The 9,468-nt window shown below is 71.0% G+C and carries 10 protein-coding genes and 1 pseudogene; 7 read left to right on the top strand and 4 right to left on the bottom strand.

Annotated elements, in window-relative coordinates; all coding sequences use genetic code 11:
• Nucleotides 1-699: RsbRD N-terminal domain-containing protein (locus HF519_RS28050; protein ID WP_498072995.1), on the bottom strand; the 699-nt coding region annotated here is incomplete at its 3' end.
• A gap of 769 nt (nt 700-1,468) precedes the next feature.
• On the opposite strand from HF519_RS28050, the gene HF519_RS32005 reads away from it, so the two are divergent.
• Both HF519_RS32005 and HF519_RS33615 read left to right on the top strand, forming a co-directional pair.
• Entirely contained in the window at nt 1,469-1,795 is a 327-nt protein-coding gene (locus HF519_RS32005) for a hypothetical protein (protein WP_246245363.1), read from the top strand.
• Nucleotides 1,796-1,823: 28 nt separating this feature from the next.
• A complete protein-coding gene (locus HF519_RS33615; protein WP_246245361.1) occupies nt 1,824-2,393 on the top strand; it encodes a hypothetical protein in 570 nt (189 codons plus the stop codon).
• Here the strand turns inward: HF519_RS33615 and HF519_RS33610 are convergent.
• The 3 genes and pseudogenes from HF519_RS33610 to HF519_RS28035 form a co-directional block, all read right to left on the bottom strand.
• Nucleotides 2,310-2,642 (bottom strand): annotated as a pseudogene (locus tag HF519_RS33610) (alpha/beta fold hydrolase); the annotation flags it as partial. The gene HF519_RS33615 and the pseudogene HF519_RS33610 sit on opposite strands and share 84 nt — an antisense overlap.
• Nucleotides 2,643-2,829: 187 nt before the next feature.
• Nucleotides 2,830-3,501 (bottom strand): hypothetical protein, encoded by a 672-nt coding sequence (locus HF519_RS28040; protein WP_169415994.1) that lies wholly within the window; start codon nt 3,499-3,501, stop codon nt 2,830-2,832.
• 649 nt (nt 3,502-4,150) lie between these two features.
• The gene (locus tag HF519_RS28035; protein ID WP_169415993.1) at nt 4,151-4,660 is read right to left on the bottom strand and encodes a GreA/GreB family elongation factor; all 510 of its coding nucleotides are present in this window, start codon (nt 4,658-4,660) and stop codon (nt 4,151-4,153) included.
• Nucleotides 4,661-5,130: 470 nt separating this feature from the next.
• Between HF519_RS28035 and HF519_RS28030 the strand changes: the two genes are divergently transcribed.
• The 5 genes from HF519_RS28030 to HF519_RS28010 all read left to right on the top strand — a co-directional run bounded on the left by HF519_RS28030 (nt 5,131) and on the right by HF519_RS28010 (nt 9,078).
• Complete coding sequence (locus HF519_RS28030; protein ID WP_169415992.1) at nt 5,131-5,562, top strand: universal stress protein; 432 nt, start codon at nt 5,131-5,133, stop codon at nt 5,560-5,562.
• Nucleotide 5,563: 1 nt separating this feature from the next.
• Complete coding sequence (locus HF519_RS28025) at nt 5,564-5,938, top strand: WhiB family transcriptional regulator (RefSeq protein WP_169415991.1); 375 nt, start codon at nt 5,564-5,566, stop codon at nt 5,936-5,938.
• 392 nt (nt 5,939-6,330) lie between these two features.
• Complete coding sequence (locus tag HF519_RS28020; RefSeq protein ID WP_169415990.1) at nt 6,331-6,648, top strand: DUF3040 domain-containing protein; 318 nt, start codon at nt 6,331-6,333, stop codon at nt 6,646-6,648.
• Nucleotides 6,645-7,697, top strand: coding sequence for an FAD-dependent oxidoreductase (locus HF519_RS33605; RefSeq protein WP_438826454.1), 1,053 nt, complete (start codon nt 6,645-6,647; stop codon nt 7,695-7,697). The genes HF519_RS28020 and HF519_RS33605 overlap by 4 nt, the downstream gene beginning before the upstream one ends.
• A 1-nt stretch (nt 7,698) precedes the next feature.
• Nucleotides 7,699-9,078 (top strand): amidase, encoded by a 1,380-nt coding sequence (locus HF519_RS28010; RefSeq protein ID WP_169415989.1) that lies wholly within the window; start codon nt 7,699-7,701, stop codon nt 9,076-9,078.
• The last annotated feature ends 390 nt before the right edge of the window (nt 9,079-9,468 follow it).

Here is a 9,468-nt window from a genome sequence, read left to right as displayed (position 1 = left end):
GGTCGGGGTGGCGGGGGCGACGACGACGATGCTGCCGTCCTTGGTCGCGACGAGCACGTCGCGGTCCCCGATGCCTTGCACGACGGCGCGTTCCAGGCTGCTCAGGGCGGCCTCGGAGTCGACGAGCCGGCCGGGGGGCGCGGCCAGGGCCACCTGGTGGGGCTGGGCCATGTCGAGTCCGAACGGCTCGGCCCGCTCGACCAGCGCGCCGACGTCGGCGTCCCCGCGGAGCAGGTCCTCGATCAGCTCGCGACGCAGCGTCTCCTCGCTGCGCATCATGTCGCGTCGGGCGGCGGTGTAGCCCTCGGCGAGGCCGGCCACGGCCCGGTCGACCGCCCGCATGACGGCCTCGGCGGCGTCCGCGGTGGTGGTGCTGTCGGAGAACTTCACGGCGGCGGGCAGCTCGCGCCACAGCCGCCAGGCCGCCGACAGGTACAGCTGGACGGCGTTCCCGGCAGACACCCCGAGTTCGGCGGCCCGGCGGCCGTTGAGACCGACGGCGTCGAGCTCGGCCTTGTCCGGTCGGCGTCCGGTGGTGGCGGCCTCGACCAGCAGCGACAGGAACCCGCCGAGCAGCTCGACCGGGACGCCTCCGGCGCCCCTGCTGGCTTCCTGCGCGACCCGGTGCAGCCAGGCCAGCCCGCTGCTCCGAGCGTGCGGGTCGGGTGGGCCGTCGGGGCGTTCGGTCGAGTGGGTCATCGCTGTCGTTCTCCTCCGCCGCACCTGCGAGCGAGGCCGGCGTCTGGTCCAGATTGCCGGAGCACGGCAATCAAATGCAATCCAACTTCGTTGACGTTCGTCCCTGCGCTGAGCGAGGTGAACAGGGCACCGTCGGGGGCGGCACCCCTTTCGGGCGGCACGCCCGACGGGTGATGCCTTGATCATTTGTGGTTCTCGGCCGGGACCCGACCCGGCTGAAGGAGGGTTCGAGACACGTGCATCCATCCTGTGTAGACCCGGTGCCGCTCGCTACGGCCGCGACCCACGTGCGGTCGATGCAGCCAGGCCGGGCCACGACGAGGATCCTGACTGCGAGCGCGCGGCTGCTGGAAAACCTCGCCGCCGTGCTGGTCCACGACCAGGCCGCTGTGCCGCCCTGCGTGCAGCGCACCGCAGCGGCACGGGCAGGAGCGGTGCTCACGACCTGCCGGCACGCCCCGGACCACCCTCGCCGCGCCGTAGTCAAGGACGCGCCACCACGACAGCGCAAGCCGTTCACCGAGTCCGTCAGACTCGGGAGGATGGGATGACCCGGACGACTCGATCCGCGGCCACATCGTCCTCGACGAGCCCGCCGGCCTCCACGCCCGCCACAGCCTCGTCGCTGAGCGCGTCGCGGACCGGCTCCGCGGCCGAGGCCGGCTACGGCCCTGATCTTGCCCCCGGGCCTGATTCGCCGAGCAGCGGGGATAGTGCCGGGTGGCAGCGCAGGATCGCCGGCTCGGGGCCCGAACTCGGCCCGATTCGGGTGACGGTCACCGCCGCCGACGCGCAGTCGATGCCGCGTAGCGTTCCAGCGCTGATCCGACGGGTGCGCCGCGAACTCGAGCCACGGCTCGCGGGGGCGGGCGGTCACGCCGGCGGCGCGGTGGTCGTTGACCTGTCCGAGCTGCCGGTCCTCGGCGGTGCGGTGTGTTCACAGTTGCTCCTGCTGATCCGGCTGCTGCAGGAAATCCGCGCTCCCACCGAGGTGGTCGTCGTGGGAGTCGCCTCGACCGTGCGGCCCTGCCTGGTGGGCGGCCTGCCTGATGGGGTGCGGCTGATCGACCGGCGCGGGCGGAGCTGGCCGCACTGATCCGCCTGGCTACATCTGCCCCCGCGACGTGACCCGCCTGCTGAGGCGTGCGGTCGCGGGTCCGGTCCTGCTGGCGCTCGTCTCGGCCTTTCCTGCCCGGGTCAGCTCGACGCACAGCCTCGTCGAGCTCCCGGGGGAACCCTTCGTGGAACTCCCCGTGCAGGTCGCGGGAAGGATCGCGAGCGAGACCCGCGTGGGCCCGCAGCACTGCCAGCACTGCGTCGGGTCGTTCGTGGGGGAGCAGCGCTCCGACGTCGGGTACCGTCAGCACCTCGGTGCACAGGGCGCGTCGAACGGGGCGGGCGAGCCGACCGTCGCCGAAGAGCGGGTCGTGCTCCCCGACCGCCACCGTGACCGGCGTCGTGCGCCAGCGATGCGCCAACTCGAGATGCGCCGGCGGGGTGGTGCTCATGGCCACGTGTCGGCCGACCAGGCGCAACCAGTCCACCAGCGCGGCGGGTGGCGCGAAGCTCGGTCCGGCAAGCCTGGTGAGCAGCCGCGCGCCGGCCGCCGCGGTGGGAGCGATCCGCCAACGCAACAACGCTGCGACCACGTCGATGCGGATAGCGGGGCGGGTGAAGCCGTGTGGGCTGAGTAGGACCAGGCCCTTGATGTGCGGCGCGGGCTTGGCCGCCAGCGCCACCGCGGCGCCGAACCCGTGGGCCAGCACGGTCACCGCTTCCGGGGCTTCGCGGGCCAGCCGAGCGAGGAGCGCGTCGAGCCACCGGCCGTAGTCACGCAGCCGCTGGGTGTTCGGTCGGCCCGCCGACCCCAGCCCGGCCTCGCCGGGAAGGTCAACCGCGACCACCCGATACCGGGTGGCGAGCCGCTCGAGCAGCTGGGTCATCACAGCGGCGTTGCCGTGCCGCCCCGGCAGCACGACGAGGGTCTGCCGGTGCTGGGTCCCGGCGACGACCAGATGGGCACTGCGGTACTCCCACGGGGCCTCATCGCTGACCTGTCGTCGTCGATGCGGCAGCGCCCAGTTGTCGAGGCGTTGTCGGCACCAGCTCTGGATCGCCGTTCGTCCGGACCTACCGCGGTAGATCCACATGGCGTGTTCCTTTCCATCGTTCCCCTCGCCGCATATCGGAGCATGTGCGTTGCCGAGGGAGCACGGCGATGACGGGCCGGTTCTTCACCGGCACGGCCGTGTCGTGGACCGCCGGACCGCTGGGCTGCTCGGCCGCGGTGGCAGGTGCCGGGTGAGCGGGGCTGCGGGGATCGACCCGGCCGCGCCGGGCAATCACGCACCGTCGGGTCAGCACGCTCCACGGCGTGGTCCTACGAGGAAGCCCGCACCGTCGCTGCCAGACCGGACGGGTGTCGACCAGCCACACGATCCACCGGCCGTCGCGCAGCCTGCGCAACCCGACATCGCTGATCCGCCTCGCAGCGGCGTGCGCGGCCATGGTCAGCACCGGCTTGCCCAGCACGGACTCGGCGAGCCATTCCCGCTCGGGTTCCAGGGTTGGCCGTATCGTACCGGAGATCTGATGCGGGCTCCTGACCTGGAGGCGCTGTCGCTGCCAGCGCGTCACGGCCTCAGCCGGCAGCGCGTAGCAATGCCCACCGCCGTCGACCAGGATCGCCTCGACGACCGGGCCACTGCGCGTCCGCCTCACACCCACGTCCCGGACATGGCCCAGATGCTCACCACCCGACCCACTCACCGAGGCACCCACCATGCCGCCCAGCCACAACATCGGCGGTCCCGCGGCTCGCCGCCATACCAGCCCCACGCCCTTCACACCCTTTTCCCGATGCCGCGCCGAGAGAGATCGGCCCATCTAGCTATTCAAACCCGGCTTCGAGCAGGCGGATATCCCTTACCTACTCAAAAGCAGTTCTCGAAGACCATTCCCGAGTTGCGTGACTTTCCGACACGCGCACCCCGGGAGCCTCTCATCTCCACAGTAAGCGCGAAAATCTACACACTCGTCCACTCGGGCACGTATCTCCCGCGCGAACCCGCATGATCATCACCGCATCCAGAGAAGCTGTCACAGTATGGAAGGCATGCAGGCTTACCCGGAGGTGACGGCCGGCCTGCATGCCGCCCGCCCGCCGAGGTGGCGTCCTCGACATGGCCAGGTTGCCCCTTGGCTATGGCCTGCACAGGTGGCTGCGTCGGCGAAGTTCTGCCGAGCATCATTGCCGGACCCCGGCAATGAGGCGCGTAGCCGGCGTCGATACCCGCCGCGGTGTCCAGCGATCGACTGATCACGACGTCACACATCGGCAGTATCGGCCGTCGCCGTGGCAGGTTCAGCGGGCGGCTGGCCTCACGCCGGAACCAGGGCGCGGACGGCCACCGGGCACCGCCGCATCGCAGCCCCACACCTGGGCGCGGGTCTAGACCGCCGCGGCCAGGCCCTCGGGGCGGTAGGGGACCGCCCGCAACAGGGTGACCTCCATGATCTGTCCGTTCGGAAGAGCGTACTGCAGTTTCTCGCCCTGCTTCTTTCCGGGCAACGCCTGCCCCAGCGGGGAGTCGGGCGAGCAGAGCATCAGGTCGTCCGGGTACGCGCCCTCTTCATAATGGGCGAGCAGAAACGTCTCGATCTCCTGGTCGTCCTCGTAGCGGACGGTCAGCACCATGCCGGGTTCGGCCACGCCGTCGTCGGGTGGGTCCTGTCCCACCAGCGGGTTCTGCAGCAGTTCCTGCAGTTTCCGAATCCGGTTGTCGCGCTCCCGCCGATCGGTCAACAGCTGCTGGTCGGTGTTCTGATCGGCGCTGTCACCGATGAACTGCTCGGCCGCTGTCCCGCTGTGTTCCTCGGTCCGCTGCCGCAGCAGTGCCATCAGCTCTGCCGTGAGGCGGTCATAGGCGCTTTGCGCCAGCCAGACCTGCGTTTCGGTCATCTTCTTCACTCCTCACAGGAAGATATTGGGGAAAGCCGCTCCGCCCGCGAGTGGCGCGGGCGCGGCGACGGCTGCAGATGCGAAGGAGCACGGCCCGGGCGCGTCGGGCCGTGCTCAGTGGCGGTCAAGTCTAGCGATGTTGAAACCGCGTCGTCGACCATTTTCGCTGTTGTTTCCGGCCATCGGCACCCCGCATCTCAGTGGGCACCGTAGGGCGGCACCGCCACATGTACCACAACCGCTGGAATGGCACGCGATCTTGCCGGAACCCGGAAACGAGAGCCGCTGCGAGGTTGCGGGACCTCGCCCTGCCCCCGCCGGGCTTTCGCAGGCATGGTGGATGCCGGGCCTGTCGACCTCCTCCCTGTGGCGCCACAGTCGGCAGGCCCACCAAGTCCCGATCGACACCATGGCCTCGGCGACCCGCCCTGGGTCGCTGCATGGCTATCCGATGCAAAGGAGTGCGTGCTGTGGAGCTGGCTGTGCGGCCACGTGTGATCGTGGGCGTGGGCGGGCGAGGCGCTCATCCACGGGTCGTCGACACGGCGATGTCACTGGCCCGCGGCACCGGCGCAGTCCTGTACGCGGTCGACGTCCGTGACGACCACACCCCCGGGGCGGGTGGCCCCTGTGGCCCGCCCGCGCTGCAGGACGCCTACCACGCGCTGGCGCAGGCGTCGGTGCCCGCCGACGACGTCGACATCCGCCTCGTGGTCACGCCGGGCGAGCCGGACGAGACGCTGCTGCGACTGGCCGACCGGCCTGATGACCTGCTCGTTCTCGGTCATTCCCGGCAGCTTCCCGCGCAGCGTGTCGAGCGTCCGCTGGCTCTGCGGTGCGCTGCCCGCGCCCGCTGCTCGGTGGTCGTCGTGCCGTGTGAGCACCCGCAAGGCGAGGCATGAGATGGCGCCGATCATGGCTTCGAACACCGCCATCCGTCACGGGTGGATGCGGGCCGCGCACTGTGTGAAGCGTGATCGGCCGGCGTTGTCGGGCCCCCGGCCACGCGGCGCCGACAGCCCGAGGCTATGCCGCAGCTGTCCGGTGCAACCCACCTGTCCGGGCTGGGCTCTGGTCATCGGCGTCGACAACGGCGCGCTGGGCGGACTCGAACCGGGCTACCGGCGCGGCCTGCGGGTGCAGCTGCAGCAACGGCTGGGCGATCGCCCCATGGCCGGCTCACGCGAACTCGCCGACATCGTCCGTACCTACTCGCAACCGAGCTTCCACACAGCCGGGAAACGCCGGCCCGACCATCGGGCCGAGCCCACCCGCTAGCCCCTCCGAAATATTCCCTCATTTCCGTGACGGCGGCGGACGGTCAGCCGCGCACCAATACCGCCGCCGCTGCGCGGTCGACCGGAGCATGATCCGGTCGAATCGACCTGTGGAGTTGTTGTGCCTGACAAGGGTCTCGCCTCTGGTTCGCCTCGTGCCCACATGAATGGGCACGCCTCGGCTTCTCCGTGGGTTCTCGCCGCCACCACACACGGACTGGACATCTCGGTTGCGATTTCCGTCGAACCGTACGAATCCGAGCGCAGCGGACGAGACATCGTCCAGGAGTGGGGCGAGCAGTCCTTCCCGGCCAGCGACCCACCGGCCAACTGGTGACCGACCGAAACACTTTCGGTCCTGACAATTAAGCACTGTTGAGGAGAAGTGCAACGTTGAACAACCACGAGCGGCACGTGCTCGACGAGGTCGAACGCCAGCTCCGCACCGACGACCCCGAGTTCGTCACCCGGTTCGGCGAGGGCCAGCATCGGCTGCCCGTTCGCAGCAGCCATAGCCGAAGCTGCCCTCGTCGGTTCCACTTCAGCTGGCCGGTCGTCGGTCTGCTCGTCCTCGTCGTCGGTCTACTCGTCCTGGGACCCGCCGGCCCGGCCCTTCTCGTCGCCGCCCTGGCCGCCTTCCTGGGCTGGTTGAGCGCCGTGCACGTCGAGGCACCCATCGAGGCCGAGGAGAGCAAGGAGGGCAAACGGTGAACGACGTCGATCGGCCCGACTGTACGGACCAGCCCTTGGCTCCTGACCAGCAGCAGGCGGGCGCGGTCGTACCTGCTGAGCCCGGCGGGCGGTGGCGATGCTCGCTCGAGGAGCTCCCCTGGGCGCCGCGGCGCACGGACCGGGTCGCGGTGGTCGGCGCGGGGATGGTCGGGCTGGCCATCGCGTGGTTCCTGACCGGCTTCGCCCACAACAGCACTACCCGCCGGTGGCGGCGCGGCATGGCCGCCCACCGGGGCGTCAACCGCCAGGCGCTCGACGCCTTCGACGAGCTCACCGCCGGCGGTGTCGAGGCCCCGGCCCAGCCGGCGGACCCGTTCCTGGTCTGTTTCTCCCGCCCGGACGAACGCGCGCGTCTGCTCGAGGAACTGGGCGAGCTGGACGCGGTCGTGATCGCCACCGGCGCGTGGCTACCCGAACTCACCTCCCGATCCGGGGTGCGCGTGCCCGTCCAGGCCGGGCGCGGCTACAGCTTCACCGTCGCGGCCGAGCAGCTTCCCGAGGGGCCGGTCTATCTGCCAGTGAAGCGCATCGCCTGGACGCTGCTGGGGGAGCGGCTGCGGATCGCGGGGATGATGGAGTTCCGCGACCCCGACGAGACCCTCGGCCAGCGCCGGGTGCGGGCGATCGTCGACGCCGTGAGGCCGTTCCTGCGTGGGGGGTGGATCTCGGCGAGCGCCGGGACGAATGGGTCGACTCCCGCCCGTGCACCCCGACGGGTTGCCCCTGGCCGGTCCGCCGACCTCGCCGCGGGTGTTCGCCGCCGGCGGGCACGGCATGTGGGGCATCGTGCTCGGCCCGCTCACCGGCCGACTGCTCGCCGACGCCATCGTCAGCGGGAACGTGCCCTACGAGCTGCAACCCTTCCGCCCGCTCCGGTGACCCGGCCCCCCGGCGGGGCCGGTCGTCGTCGGTCCGATCGCTGGTGCCCCGCGGGCTCGGCACTGCTCCTGCACGTGGCCGGCTGTCGGTCGCGTCCTCGGAGGTCCGCGACGCGTTCCTGCGACCCGATCCATGACGAGTCGCGCTGAGATGACCCACGACGCCCTCTACAGCCCGGTCGGCAGCCCGGTTGGTCCCGGCCCCGGCGCACCGAGCGTCCTGGCCGTTCTCCAGGTCGGGTTCGTCGAGGGGACCCTGACACCCGTCGACCACATCCAGCGGGTCCTGGCCAGGCTGCGACAGGATCCCCACAACGCGGTGGTGGCGCTCGATGAGGAGCGCGCGCTGCGCGACGCAACCGAGCTCGAGGCGGAACTGCGCCGACGCGGGCCGCGCAGTGCGCTGCACGGCGTTGCGGTCGGGGTGAAGGACCTCATCGACGTGGCCGGGTTGCCCACCCGAGCCGGCTCCGCGGTTCTCGCCGACGCCGCGCCGGCCCGGACCGACGCAGCAGTCGTCGCGCGGCTACGCCGCGCCGGTGCGATCGTGGTCGGGAAACTCCATACTCACGAGTTCGGGCATGGGCCGACCGGTGACGTGGCGGTGTCCGGGCCGGCGCGCAACCCGCACGACCTCACCCGGATCACCGGTGGGTCGTCGTCCGGGCCGGCCGCCGCCGTCGCGGCCGGTCACCTCCCGCTCGCGATCGGCACCGACACCGGCGGGAGCGTGCGCATCCCGGCCGCCTTGTGCGGCGTGGTCGGCCTCAAACCCGCCTGGGCAGCCCTGCCACGCCGTGGCGTGTTTCCGCTGGCGCCATCGCTCGACCATGTCGGCCTGATCGCCGCTGACCTCTACACCGCCCTGGCCGGCTGGGAGGTGATCGCCGTTGGAGCCAGGCAGGACCCGGTCCATCCGCCACGCCAGATCCGCGTCGGGGTTCCCCAGCACGAGTACTGGTCGCTCCTCGACGCTCCCGTTGCGGCCGCCGCGGCCCGCGCCGCCCACGCCCTGGACACGGCAGGAGTCCAGGTTGTCCCCGTCGACACACCACAGATCTACCAGCTCGCTGCCGTCTACATGTCCATCCTCGGCAGCGAGGCCTACGCCGTCCACGCGGCCGCCCTGGCCGAGCGGGCCGAGGACTTCCAGCCTGCCACCCAAGCCGGGCTGCGCTCCTACGCCGATCACCCTCGGCGCGACTACCTCGCCGCGAAACGGGCCGCACGGCAGCTCTCGGCCGGGCTCGGTGCGCACCTCGCCGACATTGATGCCCTGCTGACACCCACCACTCGGACACGCGCCACCCCCCTGGCCCAGCCCTTCGTGACGATCGGCACCGAGCGCACGACCGTCGCGGCAGCCCTGCTGGAGCTCACCTTGCCGTTCAACCTCACCGGCTGGCCGGCGTTGTCGCTGCCGGCGCCCGGCATCGGGCTGCCCATCGGATTGCAGCTGGTCGCAACCGGTACCGCTGGCAGCGACGAGCGCACCCTTTTCCACCTCGCCCGCATCATCCAGGCCCTCTAACCGGCTACCACCCGGGTCCGACCCCATATGCAGGGAGATCACGAATGCCCGTTTTATCAGACCCCAGCACTCCCACGATCACCATCACTCGCCGCTCCGCTCGTCGTGTGGTGCCTGGACGCACAGAGGCTCTTGTCCCGGCCAGCAGCCGCCACCGGTGAACCGCGAAGCTCCCGATGACTGCCTTGCCAGCCCGCGCCCTCCGCGTCGGCACCCGAGCGTCCGAACTCGCGGTCGCGCAGTCCGGCACGGTTGCGGACCTGGGGACTGTCCGATCTCCGGTGTAACCGGTCGTTCTAGTTGGCGGTGGAGGGGACGATTCGGCCTTCGAAGGTGATGGCGAAGGCGTTGAGGGCGGGCTTCCAGCGGATCGCCCATCGTGCCCGGCCT

The sequence above is a fragment of the Pseudonocardia bannensis genome, assembly GCF_012911875.1.
In the GTDB taxonomy this organism is placed as follows: domain Bacteria; phylum Actinomycetota; class Actinomycetes; order Mycobacteriales; family Pseudonocardiaceae; genus Pseudonocardia; species Pseudonocardia bannensis.
This window is presented reverse-complemented; position numbering and strand designations above follow the sequence as displayed.

Excerpts from the sequence above, each read along its gene's own strand:
- HF519_RS28025 (WP_169415991.1), top strand. The coding sequence starts at position 5,564 with ATGGCGCCGATCATGGCTTCGAACACCGCCATCCGTCACGGGTGGATG.
- HF519_RS28040 (WP_169415994.1), bottom strand. The coding sequence starts at position 3,501 with ATGTTGTGGCTGGGCGGCATGGTGGGTGCCTCGGTGAGTGGGTCGGGT.
- HF519_RS28035 (WP_169415993.1), bottom strand. The coding sequence starts at position 4,660 with ATGACCGAAACGCAGGTCTGGCTGGCGCAAAGCGCCTATGACCGCCTC.
- HF519_RS28010 (WP_169415989.1), top strand. The coding sequence starts at position 7,699 with ATGACCCACGACGCCCTCTACAGCCCGGTCGGCAGCCCGGTTGGTCCC.